This window comes from Rugamonas sp. FW305-51, from assembly GCF_058786935.1.
In genome coordinates, this window is the sequence record NZ_JBYSZG010000039.1 from 26,920 (window position 1) to 53,834 (window position 26,915).

The 26,915-nt window shown below is 66.5% G+C and carries 27 protein-coding genes; 15 read left to right on the plus strand and 12 right to left on the minus strand.

The window, feature by feature from the left end; all coding sequences use genetic code 11:
- The first annotated feature begins 175 nt into the window (after window positions 1-175).
- Window positions 176-1,333 carry a PA0069 family radical SAM protein gene (locus tag AC3WOS_RS21975; RefSeq protein ID WP_492718539.1) on the plus strand — a complete coding sequence of 386 codons (1,158 nt, stop codon included), beginning with the start codon at window positions 176-178 and terminating at the stop codon, window positions 1,331-1,333.
- Here AC3WOS_RS21975 and AC3WOS_RS21980 read toward each other — a convergent pair.
- The 3 genes from AC3WOS_RS21980 to AC3WOS_RS21990 all read right to left on the minus strand — a co-directional run bounded on the left by AC3WOS_RS21980 (window position 1,322) and on the right by AC3WOS_RS21990 (window position 3,748).
- Window positions 1,322-1,894: a gamma-glutamylcyclotransferase gene (locus AC3WOS_RS21980; RefSeq protein WP_492718540.1), complete on the minus strand. Its 573-nt coding sequence runs from the start codon at window positions 1,892-1,894 to the stop codon at window positions 1,322-1,324. The genes AC3WOS_RS21975 and AC3WOS_RS21980 overlap by 12 nt on opposite strands.
- Window positions 1,895-2,063: 169 nt before the next feature.
- Window positions 2,064-2,666, minus strand: coding sequence for an NAD(P)H-dependent oxidoreductase (locus tag AC3WOS_RS21985; protein ID WP_492718542.1), 603 nt, complete (start codon window positions 2,664-2,666; stop codon window positions 2,064-2,066).
- Between the two features lie 167 nt (window positions 2,667-2,833).
- Entirely contained in the window at window positions 2,834-3,748 is a 915-nt protein-coding gene (locus AC3WOS_RS21990) for a LysR family transcriptional regulator (RefSeq protein WP_492718544.1), read from the minus strand.
- A 94-nt stretch (window positions 3,749-3,842) separates the two neighbouring features.
- Here AC3WOS_RS21990 and AC3WOS_RS21995 point away from each other — a divergent pair, with 94 nt between their 5' ends.
- From AC3WOS_RS21995 to maiA, 3 genes are read left to right on the plus strand one after another with little or no spacing between them, the layout of a single operon-like run.
- On the plus strand, window positions 3,843-4,385 hold the full coding sequence (locus AC3WOS_RS21995; RefSeq protein WP_492718546.1) for a VOC family protein: 543 nt from the start codon (window positions 3,843-3,845) through the stop codon (window positions 4,383-4,385).
- Window positions 4,382-5,404 carry a fumarylacetoacetate hydrolase family protein gene (locus AC3WOS_RS22000; protein WP_492718548.1) on the plus strand — a complete coding sequence of 341 codons (1,023 nt, stop codon included), beginning with the start codon at window positions 4,382-4,384 and terminating at the stop codon, window positions 5,402-5,404. Before AC3WOS_RS21995 ends, AC3WOS_RS22000 begins: the two co-directional genes overlap by 4 nt.
- A gap of 1 nt (window position 5,405) precedes the next feature.
- Window positions 5,406-6,050 (plus strand): maleylacetoacetate isomerase, encoded by a 645-nt coding sequence (gene maiA / locus AC3WOS_RS22005; RefSeq protein WP_492718550.1) that lies wholly within the window; start codon window positions 5,406-5,408, stop codon window positions 6,048-6,050.
- A 112-nt stretch (window positions 6,051-6,162) separates the two neighbouring features.
- On the opposite strand, the gene AC3WOS_RS22010 is transcribed toward maiA, so the two are convergent.
- The 8 genes from AC3WOS_RS22010 to AC3WOS_RS22045 all read right to left on the minus strand — a co-directional run bounded on the left by AC3WOS_RS22010 (window position 6,163) and on the right by AC3WOS_RS22045 (window position 17,627).
- Window positions 6,163-8,223: a TonB-dependent receptor gene (locus AC3WOS_RS22010; RefSeq protein WP_492718552.1), complete on the minus strand. Its 2,061-nt coding sequence runs from the start codon at window positions 8,221-8,223 to the stop codon at window positions 6,163-6,165.
- A 22-nt stretch (window positions 8,224-8,245) separates the two neighbouring features.
- Window positions 8,246-10,111: an IucA/IucC family protein gene (locus AC3WOS_RS22015; RefSeq protein ID WP_492718554.1), complete on the minus strand. Its 1,866-nt coding sequence runs from the start codon at window positions 10,109-10,111 to the stop codon at window positions 8,246-8,248.
- The gene (locus tag AC3WOS_RS22020; protein WP_492718555.1) at window positions 10,108-11,331 is read right to left on the minus strand and encodes an MFS transporter; all 1,224 of its coding nucleotides are present in this window, start codon (window positions 11,329-11,331) and stop codon (window positions 10,108-10,110) included. Before AC3WOS_RS22020 ends, AC3WOS_RS22015 begins: the two co-directional genes overlap by 4 nt.
- Window positions 11,328-13,115, minus strand: coding sequence for an IucA/IucC family protein (locus AC3WOS_RS22025; protein WP_492718557.1), 1,788 nt, complete (start codon window positions 13,113-13,115; stop codon window positions 11,328-11,330). The genes AC3WOS_RS22020 and AC3WOS_RS22025 overlap by 4 nt, the downstream gene beginning before the upstream one ends.
- Before the next feature lie 250 nt (window positions 13,116-13,365).
- Entirely contained in the window at window positions 13,366-14,532 is a 1,167-nt protein-coding gene (locus tag AC3WOS_RS22030; RefSeq protein WP_492718559.1) for an ABC transporter permease, read from the minus strand.
- A gap of 3 nt (window positions 14,533-14,535) precedes the next feature.
- On the minus strand, window positions 14,536-15,705 hold the full coding sequence (locus AC3WOS_RS22035; RefSeq protein WP_492718561.1) for an ABC transporter permease: 1,170 nt from the start codon (window positions 15,703-15,705) through the stop codon (window positions 14,536-14,538).
- Window positions 15,706-15,708: 3 nt separating this feature from the next.
- Window positions 15,709-16,395, minus strand: a complete 687-nt coding sequence (locus tag AC3WOS_RS22040; protein WP_492718562.1) for an ABC transporter ATP-binding protein — start codon at window positions 16,393-16,395, stop codon at window positions 15,709-15,711.
- A 14-nt stretch (window positions 16,396-16,409) separates the two neighbouring features.
- Entirely contained in the window at window positions 16,410-17,627 is a 1,218-nt protein-coding gene (locus AC3WOS_RS22045; protein ID WP_492718564.1) for an efflux RND transporter periplasmic adaptor subunit, read from the minus strand.
- A 152-nt stretch (window positions 17,628-17,779) separates the two neighbouring features.
- On the opposite strand from AC3WOS_RS22045, the gene AC3WOS_RS22050 reads away from it, so the two are divergent.
- The 11 genes from AC3WOS_RS22050 (at window position 17,780) to AC3WOS_RS22100 (ending at window position 26,239) form a co-directional block, all read left to right on the plus strand.
- A complete protein-coding gene (locus tag AC3WOS_RS22050; RefSeq protein WP_492718566.1) occupies window positions 17,780-18,568 on the plus strand; it encodes a uracil-DNA glycosylase family protein in 789 nt (262 codons plus the stop codon).
- Between the two features lie 102 nt (window positions 18,569-18,670).
- Complete coding sequence (gene iscR, locus AC3WOS_RS22055; RefSeq protein WP_492718567.1) at window positions 18,671-19,147, plus strand: Fe-S cluster assembly transcriptional regulator IscR; 477 nt, start codon at window positions 18,671-18,673, stop codon at window positions 19,145-19,147.
- A 63-nt stretch (window positions 19,148-19,210) separates the two neighbouring features.
- Complete coding sequence (locus tag AC3WOS_RS22060; protein WP_492718569.1) at window positions 19,211-20,467, plus strand: IscS subfamily cysteine desulfurase; 1,257 nt, start codon at window positions 19,211-19,213, stop codon at window positions 20,465-20,467.
- 46 nt (window positions 20,468-20,513) lie between these two features.
- Window positions 20,514-20,906 (plus strand): Fe-S cluster assembly scaffold IscU, encoded by a 393-nt coding sequence (gene iscU, locus AC3WOS_RS22065; protein WP_492718570.1) that lies wholly within the window; start codon window positions 20,514-20,516, stop codon window positions 20,904-20,906.
- Between the two features lie 52 nt (window positions 20,907-20,958).
- The gene (gene iscA / locus AC3WOS_RS22070) at window positions 20,959-21,282 is read left to right on the plus strand and encodes an iron-sulfur cluster assembly protein IscA (RefSeq protein WP_492718572.1); all 324 of its coding nucleotides are present in this window, start codon (window positions 20,959-20,961) and stop codon (window positions 21,280-21,282) included.
- A 62-nt stretch (window positions 21,283-21,344) separates the two neighbouring features.
- Window positions 21,345-21,863 carry a Fe-S protein assembly co-chaperone HscB gene (hscB, locus tag AC3WOS_RS22075; protein WP_492718574.1) on the plus strand — a complete coding sequence of 173 codons (519 nt, stop codon included), beginning with the start codon at window positions 21,345-21,347 and terminating at the stop codon, window positions 21,861-21,863.
- A gap of 110 nt (window positions 21,864-21,973) precedes the next feature.
- Window positions 21,974-23,854, plus strand: a complete 1,881-nt coding sequence (hscA, locus tag AC3WOS_RS22080; protein WP_492718576.1) for a Fe-S protein assembly chaperone HscA — start codon at window positions 21,974-21,976, stop codon at window positions 23,852-23,854.
- Window positions 23,855-23,928: 74 nt separating this feature from the next.
- On the plus strand, window positions 23,929-24,270 hold the full coding sequence (gene fdx, locus AC3WOS_RS22085) for an ISC system 2Fe-2S type ferredoxin (RefSeq protein ID WP_492718578.1): 342 nt from the start codon (window positions 23,929-23,931) through the stop codon (window positions 24,268-24,270).
- 14 nt (window positions 24,271-24,284) lie between these two features.
- On the plus strand, window positions 24,285-24,479 hold the full coding sequence (gene iscX / locus AC3WOS_RS22090; RefSeq protein WP_492718580.1) for a Fe-S cluster assembly protein IscX: 195 nt from the start codon (window positions 24,285-24,287) through the stop codon (window positions 24,477-24,479).
- Complete coding sequence (locus tag AC3WOS_RS22095; protein WP_492718581.1) at window positions 24,466-25,383, plus strand: class I SAM-dependent methyltransferase; 918 nt, start codon at window positions 24,466-24,468, stop codon at window positions 25,381-25,383. The genes iscX and AC3WOS_RS22095 overlap by 14 nt, the downstream gene beginning before the upstream one ends.
- A 112-nt stretch (window positions 25,384-25,495) precedes the next feature.
- On the plus strand, window positions 25,496-26,239 hold the full coding sequence (locus AC3WOS_RS22100) for an rRNA pseudouridine synthase (RefSeq protein ID WP_492718582.1): 744 nt from the start codon (window positions 25,496-25,498) through the stop codon (window positions 26,237-26,239).
- Window positions 26,240-26,383: 144 nt separating this feature from the next.
- Here the strand turns inward: AC3WOS_RS22100 and AC3WOS_RS22105 are convergent.
- On the minus strand, window positions 26,384-26,915 hold a 532-nt coding region (locus tag AC3WOS_RS22105; RefSeq protein ID WP_492718584.1), incomplete at its 5' end, for an RDD family protein.

A 26,915-nucleotide genomic window follows, 5' to 3' on the forward strand; every position in this document is an offset into this window, starting at 1 on the left:
CATAATCGTCATTATTCAAGACGCGATTGCGTTAATCGGATTAACTAGCGCTTGGCTATTCAGGGCAGTGATCGATGCGAGGTGACATGGATAGATTTTTTTTACGGTTGCGCTTGATATGGCTGCCACAACTGCCTAAAATACTGTGTATCCATACAGTATTTTCAGGTGCGCAATGTCCAACGAGGAAGAACAGTTCGAGCAGGTGATGTTGCCGCCTAGGCCCCTGCAGGCCACCAAGGGACGTGGCGCCGTCAGCAATCTGCAGGGGCGCTTCGAGCGCAATGCACGTGAGGCGTTCGACGATGGCTGGGAACACGAAGAGGAGGCGCCGCGCGGCTGGCAGACCCAGGTGACGCATGAGCAGGCCCGCAGCATCCTCAGCCGCAACGCCTCGCCCGACCTGCCGTTCAACGTGTCGCTCAACCCTTACCGGGGCTGCGAGCATGGCTGCATCTACTGCTACGCCCGGCCTACGCACAGTTACCAGGGGCTGTCGCCGGGACTCGATTTCGAGAGCAAGATTTTTGCCAAGGTCAACGCGCCGGAACTGCTGCGGCGCGAACTGGCCAAGCCATCCTATGTGCCGGAATCGATCGCGCTGGGCGTCAACACGGACGCCTACCAGCCCTGCGAGCGCGAACTGCGCCTCACGCGCCGCGTGCTGGAGGTGTTGCAGGAGTGCGAACACCCCGTCGGCCTGATCACCAAGTCGGCCCTGATCGAGCGCGACATCGACATCCTGGCGGCGATGGCGGCCCGCCAGCAGGCGGCCGTGGCCATCACCGTCACCACGCTGGACCCGGCCATCGCGCGCACGCTGGAGCCGCGTGCGGCCGCGCCCGCGCGCCGGCTGCGCACCATCCGCACGCTGGCCGCGGCGGGCATACCGGTGGGTGTCAGCATCTCGCCCATCATCCCCTTCATCACAGAACCGGAAATCGAGCGCTTGCTGGAAGCCGTGCACGAGGCGGGCGCCACTTCGGCCCACTACGTCGTGCTGCGCCTGCCGTGGGAAGTCAATCCCCTGTTCCAGCAGTGGTTGCAGGCCCACTTTCCGGAGCGGGCCCAGCGCGTGATGAACCGGGTGCGGGAAATGCGCGGCGGCAAGGACTACGACAGCGATTTCGCCACGCGCATGAAGGGCGAGGGCGTGTGGGCCGAACTGATACGGCAGCGTTTCAAGATCGCCGCCGCGCGGCTGGGGCTGGCCGGGCGGGGCAGCCGCTTCCAGCAGCTCGATGCCAGCCAGTTCCGCCGCCCGCTCGTCATTCCCCCGCTCGGTGCGCGGGCCAGGGGCGATGGGGAGGGGCAGCTGGATTTATTCGGCTGAGTTCAGTTCGGCCAGGTGGCGCTCGATGGCGAACACGTGCTGGTCGTGCTGGCCCAGTTCGCGCAGGGCGGCGGCCAGGTGGTTCAGGTAATCGCTGTTGGGGCCGCTGGGGCCGGACGAGCGGGCGATGTGCGCCGCGATCTCGCGCTCGGAGGCGGCGCCCAGGAAGGCCGTGTTGTCTTCCGTGGCGATGTAGACCAGGCCTTCCTCGCTGCGGCCGTCGTCGAAGCGGATGGGGATGGGCAGGCGCAGGTAGCCGTTCTTCTCGCGGTGGTCGAGGTGGCCGAACACTTCGGGCGTGATCAGGTAAGCCATGCCGTGGCAGATGGCGCCCGCTTCGCGGATCAGGGTCACCACTCGGCCCGGCGCGTCCGGTGTGCCGCGGTGGTCGTGCGAACCTTGCCAGAAGCGGCGGGTCCAGTCCGCGATACTGGCGGGACGGCGCTCCAGGTAGGGGAAGTCGGCCTTGTAGATCAGCGAGCCGTAGCCGAACAGCCAGACGCTGTGGCAGCCGTCGAACTTGTCCATCTTCTGGTTGGCGGCGATGGTGTTGGCAGTCATTGTTGCGGTTGCGGTTGCAGGGGGGGTCGGTGGCCAGCTCGCCGCGCGCAGGGGCGGCACCTCTGCATTATAAGGCCGGCGTTGCGGTTCGGCGAGGCTGGCAGCCTGTCGGACTTAGGGGCAGCCGGTCGGACTTAGGGCCTCTGTCCGACCGGCTGCCAGGCTCGGTTCAGGAGCGGGGCAGCAGCCGGGGCGTGGGCAGCGTGTCGGGCATCAGCAACTTGCCGTTGCCGTCCGTCGCGATGCGCATGCATTCTGGCTGGCCGATGCCGATGTGGCGGAACACGCGGGCCAGGTGTTGTTCATGCAATTCCATCAACTGCAGTTGCGCGGGCTGGTCGGCCGGGCTGCAGCAGGTGGTGACCAGGATCAGGCGCTTGCCGTCGAGGCCGCCACGCAGCGCCTCACCGTCTGGTCCCTGCACCAGGTGCAAGATGCGGTCCAGCCAGGCCTTGAGCACGGAAGGGATGGAATAGTTGTACAGGGGAGCGCCCAGGACGATGAGGTCGGCGTCCAGCAATTCGCGCAACAGCGATTGGCTGAGCATGGCTTCGGCCCGCAGCTCGGCGTTGAGGGGGATGGTGTCGTCCCAATGCTGGCGCAGTACTTGCAGCAGCGGGCCGCTGATGTGTGACAGCGGGGCGGCGGCCAGGTCGCGATAGACGACTTGCGCCGTACCGGCAGGGCACAGCGCGGCGACAACTGCGGCAGTGGACTGGCGTGAGCCGGTAACGTCGCCCAGGGCGCAGGTGTCAATATGGAGGATGTGCATTGATTCGTTTCGTTGTCGGGCGTAGCGCCCCGCGCAGTATAGCCTTGCTGCAATAATGTTGCCAATGGGTAAAAAGTATATATTTTGTTGCAATTGCGTGTGATGGCGGCAAGCGGGCGGTTGCCGGCTGCCGGCTACTCGCTACGGGCGGCGGCGCCCGGCGCGCCTCAGTCCAGCGTGACGTTCCATTCGTGGCCAGCCACGAACTGGTGCAGGAAGCCGACGAAGCTGTCGGCCGCCGGCGACAGCGCGCGCGCGTTCTTGGTGTAGACAAAGAAGCGCCGGGTCAGCTCCGGCTCATACAGCTGGCGCATCTGCAGGCCGTACAGCCTGACCATCTGGGCCGCGTAGGGCAGGCAGACGGTGATGCCGAGCCCGGCGCTGACCATGGCCAGCGCCGTCGTCATGAACGTCACCTCGTTGTAGGGGCTGAGCGAGAGGTCGCGGAACGAGGCATGCATGTCGCGCAGCAGCCGTTCCGTGAACTGGCCCTGGAGCGAAATGAAGGGGTAGTCGCAAACGTCGGCCCACGTCACGCGCGCGCGCTGTTCGAGCGGGTGGCCGGGCGGGTAGACCAGCACGAACGGCATTTCCAGCAGCTGGACGGCGTCGATCTCGGCCGTGGGGTCGCGTTCAGGCCCGATGCCGAAGTCCACTTCGCCGCTGAACACGCGGCCCGTCACCTGTTCCAGCGGACAGTCCACCAGCCGCACCTGCACCTCGGGATGGGCGGCCCGGTAGGCCGCGATCACTTCCGGCAGCAGGGTGCACGACATCATCTGCGGCGCCGCCACCCGCACCATGCCCTTCTTGAGCGCCTTGCGGTTGGCGATGTCGGCCATGGCGCCGTCCAGGTCCTGCAGCATCTTGTCGAACAGCGGGTACAGTTCGCGCCCCAGCTCCGACAGCTGGGCGCGCCGCGTGGTACGCTCGACCACGGTCACCCCCAGCACCTGCTCCAGTTCCTTGATCTGGCCGCTCAGCGCGGACTGGGTCACATGCAGGTATTCCGCGGCCAGCGTGAAGCTGCCGGTCTTGGCCACGGCCACCAGGGCGCGCATCTGGCGCAGGCTAGGATTCATAAGAAAACCTGATAAATAGTCTGGAAAATACTGTTTGTATGATATCTGAAACTGGATTCTAATGCGTGACATGAGGACTCACCCGGAGACAGAGATGAAAATCAAGCAAATCCACCATGTGGCCTACCGCTGCATCGACGCCAAGCAGACCGTCGAGTGGTACGTCAAACACCTGAACATGGACTTCGTGCTGGCCATTGCCGAAGACGAAGTGCCGTCGACCAAGGCGCCGGACCCGTACATGCACGTGTTCCTGGACGCCGGCCACGGCAACGTGCTGGCCTTCTTCGAGCTGCCGACCCAGGCGCCGATGGACCGCGACCGCAACACCCCGGCCTGGGTCCAGCACCTGGCGCTGGAAGTGGAAAGCATGGACGAACTGCTGGCCGCCAAGGAGCGCCTGGTGGCCGCCGGCATCGACGTGCTGGGCCCCGTCAACCACACCATCTTCAAGTCGATCTACTTCTTCGATCCGAACGGCCATCGGCTGGAACTGGCCGCCAACACGGGCACGCCCGAGATGATGGCGCGGCTCGACGCCGTCAAGTGGGAGATGCTGGAAGAGTGGTCGAAAACGCGCAAGGCGCCCAAGCACGCGGCCTGGATGCACGCGCCGCAAGCGGAGGGCCAGCAATGAAACTCGCCACCCTGAAAAACGGCAGCCGCGACGGCGCCCTGGTCATCGTCAGCCGCGACCTGTCGCGCTGCGCCGCCGTGCCGCAGATCGCGGCCACCTTGCAGTACGCGCTCGACAACTGGGACGCCGTGGCGCCCCGGCTGGAGCAGACCTACGCCGCGCTCAACGCCGGCGCCGTGGCCGAGGCCCGTCCGTTCGACCAGCTGCAATGCCACTCGCCGCTGCCGCGCGCCTACCAGTGGGCCGACGGCTCGGCCTACATCAACCACGTGGAGCTGGTGCGCAAGGCGCGCAACGCGGAAGTGCCGGCCTCGTTCTACACCGATCCGCTCATGTACCAGGGCGGGTCGGACAGCTTCATCGGCCCCCATGATCCCATCTTCGCGTTGAGCGAGGAGTGGGGCATCGACCTGGAGGCGGAAGTGGCCGTCATCACGGGCGACGTGCGCATGGGCGCCAGCGCGGACGACGCGGCGCGGGCGATCCGCCTGGTCATGCTGGTCAACGATGTCTCGCTGCGCAACCTGATCCCGAACGAACTGGCCAAGGGCTTCGGCTTCTTCCAGTCCAAGGCCGCCAGCGCGTTCTCGCCGGTGGCCGTCACGCCGGACGAACTGGGCGCGCACTGGGCCGACACCAAGCTGCACCTGCCGCTGCTGGTGGAACTGAACCACCGTCCGTTCGGCCGTCCCAACGCGGGCGAGGACATGACCTTCAACTTCGCCCAGCTGGTGGCGCACGCCGCCGCCACGCGCGAACTGGCGGCCAGCACCATCATCGGTTCCGGCACCGTGTCCAACAAGCAGGGCAGCCTGCACGGCTCGAGCATCGAGAACGGCGGCGTGGGCTACTGCTGCCTGGCCGAAGTGCGCATGTACGAAACCATCGAGCGCGGCAAGCCACAGACGGGCTTCCTCAAGTTCGGCGACACGGTGCGCATCGAAATGCGCGACGCCGATGGCGCCAGCATCTTCGGCGCCATCGAGCAGACCGTGACCCACTACCGGGAGCGTGGCTGACATGAAGCTCTATACCTACTTTCGCAGCTCGGCCGCGTACCGGGTGCGGATCGCCCTGAACCTCAAGGGCCTCGCGTACGAAGCGCTACCGGTGCACCTGCTGCGCAACGGCGGCGAGCAGCTGGCGCCGGCATACCGCGCCGTCAACCCCAGCGCCCTGCTGCCGGTGCTGGACGACGAAGGCGCCATCGTGCACCAGTCGCTGGCCATCATGGAATACCTGGACGAACTGTATCCGGCCGTGCCGCTGCTGCCGGCCGGCGCCCTGGGCCGCGCCCGCGTGCGCGCGCTGGCGCTGACGGTGGCGTGCGACACCCATCCGCTGACCAACCTGCGCGTGCTCAAGTACCTGAAAGGGCCGCTGGGCTTGTCGGAGGAAGTGAAGACGCAGTGGTACAAGCATTGGCTGGGCGAGGGCATGGCCATGCTGGAAGCGCACCTGGCCGGCGAGCCGCAGACGGGCCGCTTCTGCCACGGCGACACGCCCACCATGGCCGACTGCTGCCTGGTGCCGCAGGTGTTCAACGCCCAGCGTTTCGAACTGGACCTGGCGCCGTATCCCACCATCATGCGCATTCACGCCAACTGCGTGGCGCTGCCCGCGTTCGCGGCGGCCCATCCTTCACAGCAGCCGGACGCGGAATAGGGCCGGCGTCGACCGGTGTGTCGCTAGGGCTATGCCGCTAGCCCCGCGCTGTGGGCTAGCGGGACTCCGCCTTTGCTGCGCGGCGGCAATGCCCCGAGGCGGGGCCTCCGGATCAGAACCGGCTGGCCAGCGTCAGGCTGGCGTTGCGCGGCGCGCCCGGCTGGATCTGGACGTTGTTGATGGCCGACTCGTAGTAGCGTGCGTTGCCCACGTTGTTGAGCTTGAAGCGCACATCGTAGCGCGGCTGGTGGTAGGCCAGCATGGCGTCCACGCGGGCGTAGCCGGGCAGGCGCACCGCGTTGTCCGACAGTGCGAACTGGCTGCTGCTGGCCAGCACACCCAGGCCCGCGCTCCATGCCGCGTCGATGCTCTGGTCCAGCCACAGGCTGGCCCGGTGGCGCGGCGTCATCTCGGCCCGGTTGCCGCGCGGGACGTCGTTCGATGCCACGATGCGCGCATCGTTGTAGGTATAGGCCGCGTTCAGGCGCGCCCCTTGCCACAGCGTCCCTTGCAGCTCCAGCTCCACGCCCTGGTTACGCTGCTTGCCCACCTGTAGCTGGCGCAGGCCGGCTGGATCACTGGGGTCCAGCGTCAGCTGGTTGCGCTGCTCGATGCGGAACAGTGCCACGGTGGTGTACAGGCGCCGTCCCAGCCAGTCGTGCTTGTAACCGAGTTCCTGCAAGTCCGTCTGCAGCGGTTTTACCTGCGCCAGTGGCGTGTTGCCGGTGTAGAGCAGGTCGCCGCCGCCAGGCTGGAACGAGCGGCTCAGGTTCACATACCAGGACTGGCTGTCGTCGGGCTGGTACACCAATCCCATGCGCGGCGAGGCCACGTTATCGGTGCGCTCGCTGCGCTCGTTGTTTTTCAGCCGGTTGGTCTGCTGTTGCTGGAAGCGGTCCAGCCGCGCGCCCAGCAGCGCCTTCCACTGCGGATGCAGGTCGATCTGGTCCTGCACATACAGCGCCTGGGTACGCGCCACGAAAGCGCTGTCGAGCGAGACGGGGAAGGTGGACACCTGCGGTGCCGCCAGCAGTTGCCGCGGCGCGTACAGGTCGATCGGATAGGCGATCCCCGTCTGTGCCGTGCGCACGGCGCGCCGCTGCTCGGACAGCTCCAGGCCGGCCAGCAGCGTGTGGCTATCGAGCGTGTACGTCAATTCCGTCTGGTTGACCAGGTTGCGCTGCCATTGCGGGAAGTAGGTGATCTGGCGCGACAGCGTGCCGTTGGCGTTGACGCGGCGGTTGCGGGTGTTCACGCCTTCGAGTTCCGTACGGCTGTATTGCAGCGTGTTGTCCAGCGTGAGGTGCTCGCCGATGCGGTGTTCCAGCCTGGCCCTGGCCAGGTCGCTGTCGGTGCGGGTGTAGTCGTAGGCCTCGCCGTAGTAGGTGCCGGGCGCCACGGCCAGCGGACGGCCCCCGAGCGCGGGCACGCCGCGATCCGGCGTGCGGTCCTCGCGCTGCACTTCGGCTTGCAGCAGCAGCGACGTTTCCGGCGCCAGCGCGAACTGGACGGACGGCGCGAGCAGCCTGCGCGTGTGATGCACCACGTCGCGGTAGCTGTCGCCCTTGTCGTAGACGGCGATCAGGCGCCCGTTGGCCGCGGCGCCCAGCGCACCGCCGGCGTCCACGCTCACGCGCCGTTCGCGCTCGGAGCCGATGATGGCCGTCACTTCCGTGTCCTGGCTGGCGTGCGGCTTCTTGCTGACGCGGTTGATCACTCCACCGGCCGAGCCGCGGCCATACAGGGCGGCGGCCGCGCCCTTGAGCACTTCGATCTGGTCCACCGTGGCCAGGTCGCGCGAGTACAGGCTGTCGTCGCGCAGGCCGTCCAGCAGGGTGTCGCGCAGCGCGTAGAAACCGCGGATATAGAACTCGTCGCGCCGCCCTTCACCCTGGCCGGCCATCACGCTGGGCACATATTCGAGCGCGTCCTTGCTGGTGAGGGCGGCGCGGTTTCGCAGGCTGTCGCGGTTGACGACGGTGACGGCCTGCGGCGTGTCGAGCATGCTGCTGTAGGTCTTGGTGGCGCCGCCGCTGGAGGCTGCGCCGCCGCTGCCGCTGATGGTCACTTGCGCCATGTCGGGCAGGTCGTCGGCATACGCGGCGCCGTGCAGGAGGAACAGGCCGGCCAGCAGCAGGGGCAGGGGTTTGAGCTTGGGAGAGGTTGGGTACATAAGGTCGTGAAGTGAAGGTGGATCAAATCGATGAAGCGGCCGCGCCGTTGACGACGGCCAGCGGGTGGTACAGCGGCAGGTAGCTGGCCTGGCGGTCGGCCTGGCGCAGGAAGCGGGTCAGCAGATTGCCCTTGGCCGGCAGCGGTTCGCCGGCCAGCAAGCCGTGGATGCGGCGGCTGGCGGACGGATTCGGATAACGGGCCAGATAGTCCTGCAGGGTATGGCGCAGCACGCCCCACAGGCCCAGATAGAGCTGTTGGTTGCCGTTGGCGATGGTGGCGATCACTTCGCACAGGTTGTTGACGAACAGGCAGTAGCCGATGCGTATCCAGGCCCGCTCGTCGCTGCAGCACAGTTCGGACAGCGTGGCCGCATCGAGGGCCAGCGTGCGCGCCAGCGGCTGCGCCAGCGGCGCCAGCCGGGTCAGTTCCAGGTCGCGCAGGATGAAATGGGTGGGGGCGCCATCGGCGTCCAGCCCCACCAGCGTGTTCTGCATGTGCGGCTCGAACGCGATGCCATGTTCGAACAGCAGGTAGAGGATGGGATGGACGGCCGTTTCCGCATAGCGGGCGAACCACAGCCGCGCGGCCCGCTCCAGCGTGTAGCCGCGGTGCAGGGCGTAGCGTTCGATCAGCGCGAACACGCGCGCGCGGCCATGGGCGCCGTTGCCGAACAGGGCGGCGCAGACGGCGGGGCGTACGCCTTGTTGCATCAGGTCGGCCATGCCTTCGCGCGCCAGCACGCCGAAGCCGTCGGCCAGTTCCTTGTCGGCGCCGTCCGCGCCGGGGAAGGCCACCGTGACGAAGGCGCGTTCTTCCAGCACGTGGAAGCCGGGGAAGCGCTGTTGCATGGTGCTCCGCAGGTTGCGGTACAGGCGGGTGCCCGTCAGCGCGCTTTGCAACTCATGGCGCGCATTGTTGCGGATGCAGTTGGTGATGCGCATATTGAGCGACAGCTTGAGGAAGTGCCGGGCGTCTTCCGCCAGCAGGGTGCGGATCGAGGCCGTGGGGTGGAACGGCAGGCCGCGCGGACCCAGGTCGCGCACCTCGCCGCTATGCAAGGCGGCGGCGATGCGTTGCTGGCGCCGCATCCAGCCCGCCTGCCACGGATGCAGCGGCACGATCACGCTGCCCGGTTCCGCTTGCAGGCCGTGGCCGCCCACGCGGGCCAGCAATGTCGTTGCCGGTTCGCCGTCCACGCTGTCGCTCGCCAGCCACGATTGCGGAATCTGGAAGTAGTGCAGCGCCATGCTGGCCTTGTGCTCGGGCGAGTAGTGGCGCTGCTCGGCCGGCGACCAGTCGGCCCGGCTCTTGGGCGCGGGATGGAAGGGATGGCCGGTCAGCAGGCTTTGCTCGCTGTCGATATAGGCTTGCAGCGGCGTCCAGCTGGACGGCTGGCACGGCGCGGCCGCCGCCGGCTGGCGGTCCAGCACATCCTGCATGGTGGCGATGCTGTCGCCGATCTGCTGCAACAGCTCGTCGTTGAAGGCGGTGCCGGCGCGGCGCGACAGGTCTTCGATCAGCAGGCGGGCCAGGTCCTGCCAGGGCGCTTCGCGCCACGCGTCGCCGCCGGAGCTCAGGTAGGCCGGCGTGGTGTAGTCGAAATTGGCGGTGGCCGAAACGTGCAGCACGCCGACGCGCAGGCGGCTGTCCATGCGCGGCAGGGCGATGTCGAGTACCTGCCCGTGGTAGCCGGCCAGTTGCGGCACGGCGTCGGCCAGCTGGTGCGCGGGCAGCACGGCCAGCGTATGTTCCTGCATCGCCACCTCGCGGGCGTAGCAGTTGATCAGCAGGCGGCAGTGCTGCAGTTCGGCGAAGCGCGGCGCGCGGGCGGAAGGCGCTTGAGCCCCGGGGGGCTGCAAATGGGTGTGCGACAGGGGAGAGTTCAAGGCAGTTTCCGTTTCAGTGAAATGAACAAGACGGCAAGCAGGGCGCAGCCCAGCCACATGGGGGCGGTGTAACCGAGTGGTGCGCCGAGCGGCGCGACCAGCACGCTGGCCAGCAGGCCGGCGGCGACCGCGCCCCATTTGTTGGCGCCCTCGAGCTGGCCGAAGTGGCGGCCGGCCCGCGTGGTGTCGGTGGTGGCGGCGGCCAGCACATTGATGGCCAGGCAGGCGCCGGTCATGCCCACGCCCATCAGCAGGCGTCCTGCCACCAGCAAGGGCAGGCCATGGGCCAGCAGTTGCAGCAGCAGGGCGGCGCAGGTGACGGCGGCATATCCTGCCAGGCTGGCAGCGGCATTGGCGCAATGCAGCCGGCGGCCCAGCGGCCAGGCCAGCAGCAGGAACACGGCATGGGGCAGGCCAAACAGCATGCCGGCCGTGGCGCTGCCCAGGTGCAGGCGCTGCGCGAGATCGGTGACGAAAAAGGGGTAGCTCAGCGCGGTCCCTATCGTGAACAGCGCCTGCAGCCGATACAGTGCGCCGGCGCTGATGCCGCAACTGGCGTTGGGCGCGGCCAGGCGTACGGCGCCGTTGCGCTCCGGTGGGGCGAGGTGCTGGCCACCGGCCGTGCGTCCGGCGGGCGCCTGCTCCGGCAGCAGCCACAGGGCAAGGCAAGCGGCGCCCGGAAACACGGCCAGGTAGAAGAACAGGTGCAGCAGGTCGGTTCGGCCGTTGAGCAGGCCGATCAGGGCCGGTCCGGCGAACAGGGCGGCCCGCGCCGAGCCTTGCATCACCCCCAGCAAGACCGCCAGGCGCGAGGCGGGCAGCTGTTCGGCCAGGTAGGCATTGGAGGCGGAGAAGGTGCCGCCCAGCAGTCCCTGCAAGGTCAGGCCGATGGCGAATTCGAGCGGCGTGCGGGCCAGGGCCGTGACGATGAAGCTCAGGCACAAGCCGCCGTGCGCCCGCATCAGCGAGGCGCGCCGGCCGATGCGGTCGGCCAGCCGTCCCCACAGCGGATTGGCGATGGCCGCGGCCAGCGTGGGCAGCGTGAAGTACCAGCCGGCCAGGACCAGCGACGGCGCCTGTTCCGCGAAGCTGGCCTGCAGGATGTGAGCATAGAACGGCGGCATGCACAGCGCGGCGAACGCGGCGCCGAAGTGGCCGGCCACGGTCGCCATGACGGGCCGCGTGACCATCGCCGCCGGCTTCATGATGGCCGTGTTCATTGCGATGTTCCGGCCAGTGCGTCGTACAGCGGGTTGCGTACGGTGCGCAGGTGCGGCGTGCTCCAGCCGAGCAGGCGGCGCGCCGCCAGGCATTCGATTTGCAGGGTAGGGCCGAGCAGGTCGAACTGGCGCTGGCGCGGCGCCATGGCGGGGAACTGTTCCTGGTAGTCCAGCACGGCGCAGGCGGCTGCGCGCCAGAACTGTGCCTCGGGGTAGCCGTGCTGCCGTTCCAGGCGCCACGCCAGTTCGCCCAGGTTGATGAAGAACATCACCTCCAGCAGATAGTCGCGCGCCTCGGTCTCCGATCCGAAGGCAAAGCCCGCGCTGGCATTGAGCGCGTTGCGGTAGGCGGGCGCCGTGCGCAGGCCCGCCTGTTGCGCCGCGTCGGCAGCCGGACCTGGCAGGTAGTGCAGTCCGCCCGGCAGGTCGCGCAGGGCGATCCGGCAAGGCAGGCCATCGCGCACGATCAGCAGCGTGTTCTGCGCATGGCATTCGAGCAGCACGCCGTGCGCCATCATCAGGTGCAGCAGGGGCGGCACCATGGCCGCCAGCAGTGCCTTGACCCAGCGTTCGGTCCCGTGCTGTGCAAGCCAGGGTTGGATCGTCAACGCGCCGTCCGGCAGCTCCGTGGTCAGTGCCGTCATGGGGAACAGTTGTTCGCGCGGTTCGTCATGCCTCAGCAGCGATTCCGGCGCGGTACGCCAGATGGCACCCAGCATGCCGTAGGCGCCGGGCAGCTGGCGCTGTGCCGCCAGCGTAATGCCGGCCGGCTCGGTCAGCAAGGCCAGGCGCTGGCCCTGGGCCAGATAGGGATCGTTGCGGCAGATGTCGTCCAGCCAGCGCGAAATGCGGGGCGCGTTGTGCACGTGGTGGTCGGACAGGATGCGGTCGGCCGAACTGTTGGCGATGGCCAGCGGCAGCTTGATGTTGCAACGCTGCGCGCCATCGAGGCTGCTGAGCGAGCGTATCGACTGCTGCGCCAGCCAGTGGCCTTGTCCCTGGCCCAGATACAGCAGCGTGCCATCGGCGAGCCAGCCGGCGTAGTGCTGGACAACGCTGTGCTCCCACTGCCATGGGTGAACCGGCAGCAGCCGGTAGTCCGCCGCTGCGTGGCCCTGCTGCGCGATGCGTCCTTGCAGCCATTGGTACTCCGCCTGGCCCAGCTGGCCGGCCAGGAACTCGTCGTAGTCGATGCCGGGCAAGGTATGCACGGCGCTGGCGTCGCGGCCGATGGCCAGCCACACCAGTTCGAACGGGCGCGCGAACTCCGGGCCGTAGCGCAGGTGATCGTCGACCGAGAACCCCATGCGGGAACGGAAACAGGGATGGTAAAGGTGACCGTCGCCCAGCTGTGCCTCCTGCCATGGATAGGACGAATCCAGCGTGGCCTGGGGTGGCGCCGTCATCGACCAGGCCTGCTTGAGCGCCGTCTGCTGCAACTCGGCCACGAACTGGCGCAGTGCCGGCGCCTGCGGCTGCAGATGGCGCAGCAGGTCGCAGGCGATGGTGGCCAGTTCCGGTTCCGGCGCCGGATGGCCGGCCGCATGCACCGGACCGGCCAGGCGCAGCCGCTCGAAGCCGCTATGGCCGGCGATGGCGACGGCGTAGCCGCGTACCTGGCCGTCTTCGCCCAGCCCTTCCAGCCGCAGCATGGGCCGGCAGCCGCGGTGCTGTTCGACGGCGCCTGTCAGACAACCCTCGTTCCAAAAGGCTTCGATGAACTGGCGCAGGGTGCGCTCCCGCGCGGACGCGTAATACGGCAAGAAGGTGAGTGGATGGGGCATGGCGCAGCAATTTCCTCAAAAGAAAGCTTGTTTGAATGGCATGCCGCCACCTTACCGGTTCGTATTGCGAATGTCAATGCAAATGATAATGATTCGCATTTGAGCCAAGTGATATGCGAATACGGACGGATGGCAGAATGGTTCGTCAGGCGATGCCGCCGGCGAACCAGCGGGCGAACCAGCGGACGGATAGGTGGGCGGCCAGGTGGGCGGCGAGCTGGCCGGGCCCGCAGGCGAACCCGGGACCTGCTCAGGCGGCGCGCAACGCTTCCACGATGCGCATGCGGGCCGCCCGCACGGCCGGCAGGAAGCCGCCCACGAAGCCCATGATGAGGGCGAACACCAGCGTCTTGATTACGATGGCGGCGTTGAGCTTGAAGCCGAAGGCCAGTTCCGAGAACGACTGGAAATTGGTGGTGGAGAAGGACAGGAACTGCATCAGCGAGGCCAGCGCCAGCCCGGCCGCGCCGCCCACCAGGGCCAGTAGCATGGCCTCGGTCAGGAAGGCGGCCAGGATGCTGCGGCGCTGGAAACCGAGCGCACGCAGGGTGCCGATTTCGCCCACCCGGTTGGCCACCGACGCATACATGGTGATGGTGGCCCCTATCATGGCGCCGATCGAGAAGATCACCGACAGCGTCAACCCCAGGATGCTGATGAAGTTCGACAGCGCCTTCGACTGGTCGGCGTAGAACACCTGTTCGCGCTTGGCCTCCAGCGTCAGGCGCGGGTCGCCCTCGATATCCTTCTTGAAGCCGTCGAAGCTGTCGGTGCTGGCCAGGCGCAGTACCATGGCCGAATAGGCGTTGCGGCGAAAGGCCTGCATCAGCTGGTCGGCGTCGCCCCAGATCTCGGAATCGAAGCCGCTGTTGCCGGCATCGAACAGGCCCACCACGGTCCATTCGCGCTGGCCGAAGCGCAGCTTCTCGCCGATGCCGGCGCCGGCGAAGCGGCGCGCGATGCTGGCCCCGGCGATGATCTCGGAGGCGCCGGGCCGGAACATGCGCCCGCTCGTCAGGCGCACCTGGGGCCGCAGCTGCAGCCCGCGCTGGTCCACGCCGCGGATGATGACGTTGGACGGCTTGTCCGAATCGCGCTTGTTGAGCGAAATGAGCACCACGGTTTCCTTCGACAGCATGGCCTGGCCGTCCGGTCCGCGCGCGATGGCCCGGTGGCTGGCCGCGATGTTGGCCTGGCCGCGGTCGATGCCGCTCTGGATCTCGGTGTCGGCCGAGCGCCGTATCAGCACCACGTTGTCGTACTCGCCGGTGGTCACCAGCGTGTTGTGCAGGCCCTCGTCGAGCATCAGCACGGTGGCGAACACGAACACCACCAGCGCCAGGCCGGCCGCCGTCAGGCCGGTGGTCAGGCGCCGGGTCCACAGGTTGCGGGCGATGTAGGAGAGCGGAATCTTCATCCCTTATCCTATGCTGCGCAAGCCGTCGACGATGTTGACCCGGATCGCGCGTATGGTCGGCGCGACACCGGCCACCACGCCGATGGCCAGCGCGGCCAGCGCCTGCTGCACGACCGTCGGCGCCGACACTTCGAACACGGGGAACATGGTGCCCATCCTGGCGGCGAAACCGGCCGCCACCGGGAACAGCAGGGCGATCCCCAGCCCGGCACCGCACAGGGCCAGCAGCAGCGATTCGCCGAAGATCATCAGCGCCAGGAAGCCGGGACCGAAGCCGAGCGCCTTGAGCGTGGCGTATTCGCCCAGCCGCTCGCGCGCGCTCATGGCCATGGTGTTGGCCATTACCGCCATGATGATGAGGATCACGACATAGGACACGATGCGGATCGCCACCACGATCGCCTCCGACATCGACACAAAACCCAGCTGGAACGCCTTTTCCGTCTCCGTCAGCGTCTCGGCCAGCGAGTTGCGGAACTGGCTGTCGATGGCCGCCGAGATGGCCGCCGCGTTCTCCGGCTGGCCGATCTGCACCACGTACACCCCGATCTGGTTGGCACGGCGCGGCGCCGTCTTCTTGACCGACTCGTTGATGTAATCCCAGTGGAAGAACATGGTGGCCGTATTGGTGCTGGTCTGGCGCCCGTCGTAGATGCCGCGCACCACGAACTCCCACTGGCCCGGATAGATGGTGCCCTTGATGGGAATGACGTCGCCCACCTTGAAGCCGTACTGGTCGGCCAGCTTGCGGCCCACGATGGCGCCCTTGCGGTCGCGCAGGAAGGCGGCGCGCTGCTCGTCCGGCAGCAGGTAGTCGGGATAGATGTCGAGGTAGCTCTGGCCGGAGACGGCGAACTGGGCGAAGAAGTTCTTGGGGTCCTGGTACACGCCGCCGAACCAGTTGGCATAGCCCACCGCCTTGACCCCTTCCACGCCGCGGATGCGGGCCTGGTAGGACAGCGGCAGGGGAAACACGAGAGAGGTCTTGTTGCGGGTGACGAGCGTGGTGTTGGCCGCCCCTTCGGCGCCCGCATACCAGGCGTCGATCACGGTCTGCAGCAAGCCGAACGACAGCGTGGCCACCACCAGCCCGAGCACGGTGAGCGCCGTGCGCAGCTTGTGGCGCAAGGTGTTCCTGGCGATCAGCTGCAGCGTATAGGCCGGCGCGTACATGCGTCAGGCCACCGGCTCGGCGAGCAGTTCGCCCTTGTCCAGGTGGACCATGCTGCGCGCGGCGGCGGCCGCGTTGGCGTCGTGGGTGACCATGATGATGGTCTTGCCCAGTTCCCGGTTCAGGCGCTGCAGCAGGGCCAGCACTTCGGCCGCCGACTGGCGGTCCAGGTCACCGGTCGGTTCATCGGCCACGATCAGGGCCGGGTCGGTGACGATGGCGCGCGCGATGGCCACCCGCTGCTGCTGGCCGCCGGACAGTTCGTTGGGCGTGTGGTCCATGCGGTCCGACAGGTTGACCATGGCCAGCGTCAGTTCCACCCGCTCGCGCCGTTCGCGCCGCGACAGAGGCGTGAGCAGCAGCGGCAGCTCCACGTTTTCGTAGGCCGACAGCACCGGCATCAGGTTGTAGAACTGGAAGATGAAGCCGACGTGGCTGGCGCGCCAGCGCGCCAGCGCGCTCTCGCTCATGGCGGCGATATCGAGGCCGTCGACCCGCAGCAGGCCGCTGTCGGGCTTGTCGATGCCGGCGATCAGGTTGAGCAAGGTGCTCTTGCCGGAACCGGAAGGCCCCATCAGGGCCGTGAAGTCGCCGGCCTGGATGGTCAGGCTGATGTCGGTCAGCACCGGCACCCGCTGGCCGCCGCGCCGGTAGGACTTGACCAGGTGTTCGATCTGGACGATGGGCTGCATGCTTGTCTCGTCGCCTATTTCTTCGCCAGCGCCATGGCCTGGCCGTCGCGCAGGCCGGGGGCGGGATTGAGCACCAGCTTGTCGCCGGGCTTGACGCCCTGCACGGCGACCAGCTCGCCCACCTTGTGCCCGGCCGTCACGGCCACCTGGCGCAGCTTGCCGGCATCGGCCAGGAAGGCCACGGCCTTGCCGTCGCGGGTGGCGATGGCGCCCGGCTGCACCGCCACCACGGGCGCGCGCTCGGCCGCCGGCACGGGCTGCGACAGGAAGGCTACCTTGGCGCTCATGTCGGGCAGCACCCTGCTGTCGGGCGCGGCAAAGCGCACCTTGACCAGCAGGGTGGCCTTGCTGCGGTCCAGCGTGGGCACCATGCGCGACACGGTGCCGGCCAGGCGCAGCTCGGGGAAGGCGTCGAGCTGGATCTCGGCCGGCTGGTCGACGCGGATCTTGCTGATGTTCGATTCGGATACGTCGGCCTCCACCTCCAGCGTATCCATGTCGGCGATGGTGACGACGGCGCCCTTGCTGTCGGCGGCCGACGAGAAGGGGGTGATATTGTCGCCCACGTTGGCGCTTTTGGTCAGGATCACGCCGTCGAACGGGGCGCGGATCAGGGTCTGGTCCAGCGCCACCTGGGCCGCCTGCGCGCCGGCCCGGGCGGCGGCGATGCCGGCCTGGTAGCCGAGGATGTTGGCGCGCGCCTTGTTCAGGCGGGCCTGGGCTGCATCGTAGGTGGCGGCGGCGATGAACTTCTGCTGCAGCAGCTCGGCGCTGCGCTTGAAGGCGGCCTGCGCATCCTGCAGCTCGGCCTGGCCTTGCGCCAGGTTGGCCTGCGCCACCTTGACGTTGGCCTGGGCCTGGCCCAGCGCGGCGCTGACGTCGCGGTTTTCCAGGCGTGCGATCACCTCGTCCTTTTTCACATGGCTGCCTTCCAGCACGCCCAGCCATTCAAGCCGGCCGGTGGCCTTGGACGACAGGGCCGCCTTGCGCTGCGCCACCACGTAGCCGGTGGCGTTGAGCAGGGTGTAGTTCTGGGACGGGTAGGCCAGCGCCACGGTGACCGTCTCCACGCTGGCCGCGCCGCCCAGCTGGCGCGATACGACCGAGGCCGCGCCCAGCAGCACCAAGCCCGCCACCACCCACCTGATCCAGCGCCGCCGTGTGCGCGGCCCCGTCATCTGCGCCTGGGCGCCGCGTTCGATCTTGAGCTTGGAAATGTCGGGTGTTGCCACATTTGACCTCGATGGTGGAAGAGACGGCGAAAACAACATAACAATCTTGCTACATTGTCGATGCTTGCGCAAGCGCGGCAACCCGTGTGGGCGCAAGACAGCCGTAAGCGCCCTGCGTTACAATTTCGCCTTTCCCCTCCCGCCGTACTGCCATGTCCATCCCCAAGCCCATCGCCGACGCGCTCGCGCGCGCCCATGCTTCCTGGCGCCCCATCCTGCGCAAGGGCCTGCAGGCGATGATGGCGGCCGACCCGGCCTATCTGCCGGCCCTGGCCCGCGACCACTACCTGCCCACGGAGCAGCGCCTGTTCGCCGCCTTCGCCTTGCCGCTGGACCAGGTACGTTACGTGCTGGTGGGGGAGGGGCCGTATCCGCGCGCCGAAAGCGCGACCGGGGTGTGCTTCATGGATGGCGCCGTGGGCAGCCTGTGGTCGGACGAGCCGGGCGGCGGCCTGTCCAAGCCCGTCAACAAGGCCACTTCGCTGCGCAATTTCATGAAGATGCTGCTGGTGGCCGACGGCCAGCTGGCGCCCGACGACACGGCCGGCCCGGCGCTGGCGGCCGTGGCCGAGCGGGCCCGCAACGGCGGCGCCACCATCCAGACCCTGGCGCAGATGCAGGAACGGCTGACGGCCCACGGTTTCCTGCTGCTGAACGCGGCCCTCGTGTTCCGCCCCCACGTGGCGCCGGCGCGCGACGCCAAGGCGTGGCTGCCGTTCTTCGAGACGGTGATGGCGGAGCTGGCCCGGCTGGCGCAGCCGGTGCCGGTGGTCATACTGTGGGGAAAGATCGCGGAACAGCTGAATAAGTTGCCGGTGATGCAAAGTTTCCCGCAAGTATGTTGCGAGCATCCGTACAACCTGAGTTTCATCGTCAACCGCGCCATGCATGGCCTGTTCGGCCCGCTGCGGCTGCTGGCGGCCGGCCAAGGGGCCGCCTGACAAACTTTGTCAAAGTTTGATATACTTGACTAAATCGATCAACTAATCAGGCTTTGACTAGTTGGAATACCGATATTTTAACCGAGTTGAACCGAGGTAGTGATGCGTCTGACCACCAAAGGCCGTTTTGCCGTGACTGCGATGATCGATTTGGCCCTGCGCCAGGGCAAGGGCCCCGTCACGCTGTCGGGCATCAGCCAGCGCCAGGCCATTTCGCTGTCTTACCTGGAGCAGCTGTTCGGCAAGCTGCGCCGGCATGAAATCGTCGAATCGATCCGCGGCCCCGGCGGCGGCTACAGCCTGGCGCGCCGGGCCGACAAGGTGACGGTGGCCGACATCATCATCGCCGTGGACGAGCCGCTGGATGCCACCCAGTGCGGCGGCAAGGAAAACTGCCACGGCGCCGACGCGGCCAGCGGCGCGCGCTGCATGACCCACGAACTGTGGGCCACGCTCAATGAAAAGATGGTCGACTACCTCGATTCCGTGTCGCTGCAAGACCTGGTCGACCAGCAGAAACTGAAGAACGCTGAACAGAATGTGGTCGTGCTACACCGCAACCAAGCCGCGCTTGGCTGAGGATCGCCTCGCACTGCGCTGAAAATCGCCTGATAAATAGTTGTTACGCATTGGAGTTACTAGATGAATGCCCCTGAAAAAAACGTCGCGCAGGTCCAGTTCCATACCGCCCCGCATTTCCCGATCTACATGGACTACTCGGCCACCACGCCGGTCGATCCGCGCGTCGCCGACCAGATGATTCCGTATCTGCGCGAGCAGTTCGGTAATCCCGCCTCGCGCAGCCACATGTACGGCTGGGCGGCGGAAAAGGCGGTGGAAGAGGCGCGCGGCCACGTGGCGGCGCTGGTCAATGCCGACCCGCGCGAAATCATCTGGACTTCGGGCGCCACCGAGAGCAACAACCTGGCCCTGAAGGGCGCGGCCCAGTTCTACAAGACCAAGGGCAAGCACATCATCACCGTCAAGACGGAGCACAAATCGGTGCTCGACACGGTGCGCGAACTGGAACGCCAGGGCTTCGAGGCGACCTATCTGGACCCACAGGACAACGGCCTGATCTCGATCGAGCAGCTGACGGCGGCCATCCGCCCCGACACCATCCTGATCTCCGTCATGCTGGTCAATAACGAGATCGGCGTGATCCAGCCGATCGACGAGATCGGCGCCCTGTGCCGCTCGAAAGGCATCATCTTCCACTGCGACGCCGCCCAGGCGACGGGCAAGGTGGTGATCGACCTGCAAAAGAGTAAAGTCGACCTGATGACCTTCACCGCTCACAAGACCTACGGCCCGAAGGGCGTGGGCGCCCTGTACGTGTGCCGCAAGCCGCGCGTGCGCCTGGAAGCGCAGATGCACGGCGGCGGCCATGAGCGCGGTCTGCGCTCGGGCACCCTGCCGACGCACCAGATCGTCGGCATGGGCGAGGCGTTCCGCCTGGCCAAGCTGGAGATGGACGAGGAGATCGTGCGCATCAAGGCGCTGCGCGACCGCCTGGCGGCCGGCCTGCAGGAGATCGAGGAAACCTACGTCAACGGCGACATGGCGCACCGCGTCCCGCACAACCTGAACGTGAGTTTCAACTATGTGGAAGGCGAATCGCTGATCATGGCCGTCAAGGACCTGGCCGTGTCGTCCGGCTCGGCCTGCACCTCGGCCAGCCTGGAACCATCGTACGTGCTGCGCGCCCTGGGCCGCAGCGACGAACTGGCGCACAGCTCGATCCGCTTTACCATCGGCCGTTTCACGACCGAGGCGGACATCGACTTCGCCGTCGACCTGATGAAGTCCAAGGTCGGCAAGCTGCGCGAACTGTCGCCGCTGTGGGACATGTTCAAAGAGGGGATCGACATCAATTCGATCCAATGGGCGGCGCACTAAGCACACCAGCTGCGCGCACGAATTCAGTATATTTAGGAGTATCAAAATGGCTTACTCGGACAAAGTGTTGGACCACTACGAAAACCCCCGCAACGTGGGCGCTTTCGAAAAAGGTGATGAAACCGTCGGCACCGGCATGGTCGGTGCGCCCGCCTGCGGCGACGTGATGAAGCTGCAGATCAAGGTCGGCGCCGATGGCCTGATCGAAGATGCCAAGTTCAAGACCTATGGCTGCGGTTCGGCCATCGCATCGAGCTCGCTGGTGACCGAATGGGTCAAGGGCAAGACGCTGGACCAGGCGCTGGCCATCAAGAACACCCAGATCGCGGAAGAACTGGCGCTGCCGCCGGTGAAGATCCACTGCTCGATCCTGGCGGAAGACGCCATCAAGGCCGCCGTGCTCGATTACCAGACCAAGCACCCGGTCGCTGCGGCTTAAACTTGTTTGACGCCGGCCCCTGAATGCAATCGGGGGCCGGTAGGAGAGATGCATGGCAATCACACTGACCGAAAAAGCAGCAAAGCACATCAACCGCTACATTGAACGGCGCGGCAAGGGCGTGGGCCTGCGCTTTGGCGTGCGCACGACGGGCTGCTCGGGTTTGGCCTACAAGCTGGAATACGTGGACGAGGCGGCGCCGGAAGATGCGGTGTTCGAATCGTTCGGCGTCAAGGTCTTCGTCGATCCGAAGAGCCTGCCCTACATCGATGGCACCGAACTCGATTTCGCGCGCGAAGGCCTGAACGAGGGCTTCAAGTTCAATAACCCGAACCAGAAGGACGCGTGCGGCTGCGGCGAAAGCTTCCGCATCTGACCCAGAGTTCCATGCGCCGCGGTCTTGCGATTGATACGGCAGCAAACGGATAGACCCCAGCCATGCAAAATTATTTCGAACTGTTCCACCTGCCGCAGCAATTCGCGCTCGACCAGGGCGCGCTGGACGCCGCCTACCGAGACGTGCAGGGCCAGGTCCATCCGGACCGCTTCGTCAACGCCACCGGCGCGGAAAAGCGCGTCGCCATGCAATGGGCCACGCGCGCCAACGAAGCCTACCAGACCCTGAAAAATCCCCAGAAGCGCGCCCAGTACCTGTGCGAGCTCAATGGCGTGGACCTGCAGACCGAGTCCAACACGGCCATGCCGATGACCTTCCTGATGCAGCAGATGGAATGGCGCGAAGCGCTGGGCGAGGCCCGCACCGCCAGGGATCTGGGCGCGCTGGAGGCGCTGGACCTGGAACTGCGCAACGACCGCAAGGGCCGCCTGCTCGACATCGCCGTGCATCTCGATGGGGGCGACTACCACGCCGCCGCGCAGGATATCCGCGCGCTGATGTTCATCGACAAAATGAAGCACGAGATCGACCAGGTCTTCCAGCTGTTAGAGGACGTATAAACAGAGGGCGTCGCGCCCGCGGCCGACGCCGGCAGCGCAGCGCACTGCAGCTTGTTGACGACCGTCTCGACGCATACTTTCAATCAGAGCCGCAAGGCATGAAACCATAAATGGCACTTCTGCAAATTTCCGAACCTGGCATGTCGACCGCGCCGCACCAGCACCGGCTGGCGGTGGGCATCGACCTGGGCACCACCAATTCGCTGGTCGCCACCGTGCGCAACAGCATCCCCGAAGTGCTGAACGACGAAGAGGGCCGCCCGCTGCTGCCGTCCGTGGTGCGCTACCTGCCCAACGGCCACGCCAACATTGGCTACAAGGCCCAGGCCGCGCAGACCACCGACCCCAAGAACACCATCGTCTCGGTCAAGCGCTTCATGGGCCGCGGCCTGGCGGACATCGCCTACGCGGAAAACCTGCCCTACGATTTCCAGGACACGCCAGGCATGGTGCAGCTCAAGACCATCGCCGGCATCAAGAGCCCGGTCGAGATCTCGGCCCAGATCCTGGCCACGCTGCGCCAGCGCGCGGAAGACTCGCTGGGCGACGACCTGGTGGGCGCCGTCATCACGGTGCCCGCGTATTTTGACGACGCCCAGCGCCAGGCCACCAAGGATGCGGCCCAGCTGGCCGGCCTCAACGTGCTGCGCCTGCTGAGCGAGCCGACGGCCGCCGCCATCGCCTATGGCCTCGATAACGGTTCCGAAGGCCTGTACGCCGTCTACGACCTGGGCGGCGGCACTTTCGACATCTCCATCCTCAAGCTGTCCAAGGGCGTGTTCGAGGTGCTCTCGACCGGCGGCGACTCGGCCCTGGGCGGCGACGACTTCGACCACCGCCTGTTCTGCTGGATCCACGAGCAGGAAAAACTGGCGCCCCTGTCCGACGAGGACACGGCGGTCCTGATGGTCAAGGCGCGCGAAGCGAAGGAACTGCTGTCGAACAAGGAAGAAGTGACGGTGGACGCGGTGCTGGGCTCGGGCGAGGAAGTCCACCTGCGCATCACGGCCGCCACCTTCCACGACATCACCAAGCACCTGGTCGCCAAGACCATGAACGCGATCCGCAAGGCCCTGCGCGACGCCGGCGTGGACGCCGACGACGTGGACGGCGTGGTCATGGTGGGCGGCGCCACGCGCATGCCGCATGTGCAGCGCGCCGTGAGCGAATTCTTCCACACCATCCCGCACGCCAATATCGACCCGGACAAGGTGGTGGCGCTGGGCGCGGCCATCCAGGCCAATCTGCTGGCGGGCAACCGCGCGCCCGGCGACGACTGGCTGCTGCTGGACGTGATTCCGCTGTCGCTGGGCATCGAGACCATGGGCGGCCTGGTCGAGAAGATCATCCCCCGCAATTCCACCATCCCGTGCGCCCGCGCGCAGGAGTTTACCACCTTCAAGGACGGGCAGACGGCGCTGGCTGTGCACGTGCTGCAGGGCGAGCGCGAGCTGGTGTCGGACTGCCGCTCGCTGGCCCGCTTCGAGCTGCGCGGCATACCGCCCATGGTGGCGGGCGCGGCGCGCATCCGCATCACCTACCAGGTCGATGCCGACGGCTTGCTGTCGGTGTCGGCGCGCGAACTGCGCTCCGGCGTGGAAGCGTCGATCAGCGTCAAGCCGGCCTATGGCCTGGGCGATGAGGACGTGGCGCGCATGCTGCAGGATTCGTACAAGTCGGCCGACGTCGACATGGTGGCGCGCGCGCTGCGCGAAGAACAGGTGGAGGCCGAGCGCATCCTGCTGGCCACCCAGTCCGCGCTGGATGAAGACGGCAACCTGCTGGACGGCGCCGAGCGCGCCGCCGTCGATGCGCTGATGCAGCAGGTGCGCGACGCCGTCGCCCAATCGATGGCCGGCACGCTGGACCACAGCGGCGTGAAGGCGGCCGTCGAGGCGCTGGCCAACGGCACCGAGGAATTCGCATCGCGCCGCATGGACCGCAGCGTGCGCAGCGCCCTGGCCGGCAAGACGCTGGACCAGGTAGTGTAACAACCATGTCCCGCCGGACGCCCGCCTGCGCGGGCCGGCCGGCGGGCTCGAACTGAACAGACAGAGGTAATTAAGTGCCACAAATCGTCATCCTGCCACACGCCAAACTGTGCCCCGAAGGCGCCGTGATCGAAGCGCCCGCCGGCAAGTCCGTGTGCGACGTCCTGCTTGAAAACGACATCCACATCGAGCACGCCTGCGAGAAATCGTGCGCCTGCACTACCTGCCACGTGCTGGTGCGTGAGGGCATCGATTCGCTCAACGAAGCGACCGAGACGGAAGAGGATATGCTGGACAAGGCCTGGGGCCTGGAAGCGGTGTCCCGCCTGTCGTGCCAGGCCATCGTGGCCGACGAAGACCTGGTTATCGAGATCCCGAAATACACCATCAACCATGCCAGCGAAGGCGGTCATTGAGACTGGAGAGCGACATGAAATGGACTGATATCTCCGCGATTGCGGAAGCACTGTACGACAAATATCCGGACACCGATCCGACCACCATCCGCTTTACCGACCTGCATAACTGGGTGGTCGACCTGGATGGCTTCGACGACGACCACACCCGTGGCGGCGAGAAGATCCTGGAAGCGATACAAGCGGCGTGGATCGATGAAGCGCGCTGACAACCGGGCGGCCAAGGCCGTGCCGCTGGCCGCCACCACCAGCACCGCCACCATGCCGGAAATCCGGGAAGGGCAGTCCGTCGCGCTGCTGCAGGAGTTGCACATCCTGACCCGCGACGGCAAGATGAACCAGGACAGCCGGCGTAAGCTCAAGCAGGTCTATCACCTGTATCAGTTCATCGAGCCGCTGCTCAAGGAACTGCAGGCCGAGCGGGGCGAGGGCGGTGCCGGCATTTCGCTGGTCGACCACGGCGCGGGCAAGTCCTACCTGGGCTTCATCCTGTACGACCTGTTCTTCAAGAACCGCAACGACGGCTCGCACATTTACGGCATCGAAACGCGCGAAGAACTGGTGGCCCGCTCGCAGGAACTGGCGAAGAAGTTCAACTTCCCCGGCATGTCCTTCCTGCCGCTGTCGGTGGCCGAATCGACCGAATCGAAGTTGCTGCCGGAGCAGATCGACATCGTCACCGCGCTCCACGCCTGCAACACGGCGACCGACGACGCGATCCACTTCGCGCTGAAGAAGAAGGCCCGCTACATGGTGCTGGTGCCGTGCTGCCAGGCCGAAGTGGCCTCGGTACTGAAGAAGAACAAGGGCAAGGCGCTGGCCAAGTCCGCGCTGACGGAAATCTGGCGCCATCCCATCCATACGCGCGAATTCGGCAGCCAGATCACCAACGTGCTGCGCTGCCTGCAGCTGGAAGCGCACGGCTACCAGGTCAACGTGACGGAGCTGGTGGGCTGGGAGCATTCGATGAAGAATGAGCTCATCATCGCCACCTACAAGAACCTGCCGCGCAGCCGTCCCACCGAGCGCCTGCAGGAAGTGCTGGAAACGCTGGGGCTGGAGGAGATGGGCAACCGTTTCTTCACCGAGCAAGTGGCGCAGGCCAGCGCGTAACGACTATCCTCCTCGCTGGCGCAAAGGCCGGCCAGTTGTACTGCCATGCCACGCTCGCCGCCCGACCAGGCCGGCGAGTACAATGGCAGTTTCCCCCGTTTTGATTGAAGCAATGACCGATACCAGCACAGACAACACCGTCCGTCTCGCCAAGCGCGTGGCGGAAATGCGCGCATGTTCGCGGCGCGAGGCCGAACAATACATCGAGGGCGGTTGGGTCAGCGTGGATGGCGTCATCGTCGAGGAGCCGGGCGCACGCGCGGCGCCTGAGCAGGCTGTCGTCATTGCGCCCGATGCGACGCTGCTGGAACTGGTGCCTGTGACGCTGCTGCTGCACAAGCCGGCCGGCGTCAATGCCGGCATCGGCCGGCAGGGCGCGCCCGCGCTCAGCTGCCTGAGCGCCGACACGCTGACGGCCGACGCCCGCGGCCAGCGCTTCCTCAAGCGCCACCTGACGGGGCTAACGCTGACCAATCCGCTCGAAACGATGGCCAGCGGCCTGCTCGTGTTCACGCAGGACTTCCGCGTGGCGCGCAAGCTGGTGGATGAAGCGTCGCGCGTGGAGCAGGAGTTGATCGTGGAAGTGGCCGGTCAGATCGCGGAAAACGGCCTGGCGCGGCTGAACCACGGCCTGACGTTCAACGGCAAGGCGCTGCCGCCCATCAAGGTCAGCTGGCAGAACGAAAAGCGGCTGCGCTTCGCCCTGAAAGGCGTGCAGCCGGGCCAGATCGAGCACATGTGCAAGCAAGTGGGGTTGAGCGTGGTGGCGATCAAGCGCATCCGCATCGGCCGCATCGCCATGGCCGGCTTGCCGGTGGGCGAGTGGCGCTACCTGCAGCCGTACGAGCGTTTCTAAGCAACACCAAAAAATGGGGTACGTCCCCATTTTCCGGAAAAGGGGTACGTCCCCATTTTCCGAGTGGCGCTACTTGCAGCCGTACGAGCGTTTCTAAGCAAGACCAAAAAAATGGGGTACGTCCCCATTTTTTTTGCGGCCAAGTTACGCGGTTTTTTTCTTTTTTTCGGGCTTGGGCAGTTGGATCAGGCGGGTGCCTGTCAGGCGGTCGTGCAGGAACTGGCGGTCCTTGTCCAGCAAGGCCGTGGCCGACCAGGCCAGGATGCCGGCGCCCAGGACGCCTAGCGCTTGCCAGTGTCCTAAGCCCAGCGCGTAGTCCAGCAGGGCGGCGGGGACGATCCACAACCAACTCAGCAGATAACGCACGGCGGCCGCTTGCAGCGGCACATGCTCGTGGCCCGGCATCACCAGCTTGATGCGCCAGGTGCGCATGGCCAGGGTCTGGCCTTCGCGGCTCCATTGATGGATGAAGTAGGCGCCCAGCACGAGAAAGGCCAGCGCTTGCCGCATGTGCTCGATCACCTTGGCGTGGCTGGCCTGGGTGGCGATTTCGAATACGAGGAAGGGCAGGAACAGCACGGCCAGGCCGAGCAGGGTCTCGTACACCATAGCGATCAGGCGGCGCGCCACCGTGGGCGTGCTCTGGCCGGCAACCGCCGGGGTGGGACTCGGGGTG